The 252-nt window shown below is 52.0% G+C and carries 1 protein-coding gene; it reads left to right on the top strand.

Features of this window, described 5'->3' with window-relative positions; genetic code table 11:
* Positions 1-56: 56 nt before the first annotated feature.
* Positions 57-252, top strand: a 196-nt coding sequence (locus R0J87_RS22785) for an acetate uptake transporter (protein ID WP_498889201.1), incomplete at its 3' end; no start/stop codon positions are given.

Here is a 252-nt window from a genome sequence, read left to right as displayed (position 1 = left end):
CCACCTCTTTCACTTCTTACGGTCTGTTCTGGCTGACACTGGTTGGCCTGATTGTGATGCCTTACATGGGACTGCCTGCCGCACCTGCAGAGTTCATGGCATGGTATCTGCTGCTGTGGGGCGTCTTTACTGCCTTTATGTTTGTTGGTTCACTCAATTACCCACGCGCCAAACAGTTTGTCTTTGCTTCTTTGACTGTGTTGTTCTTCCTGCTGGCAGCACGTGATTTCACTGGCAGCGCCCTGATTGGCC

Source organism: Halomonas sp. SIMBA_159, assembly GCF_046536035.1.
In the GTDB taxonomy this organism is placed as follows: Bacteria; Pseudomonadota; Gammaproteobacteria; order Pseudomonadales; family Halomonadaceae; genus Vreelandella; species Vreelandella venusta_A.
The sequence above is the reverse complement of the archived record's forward strand: the minus strand, read 5'-3'. Positions and strand labels throughout refer to the sequence as shown.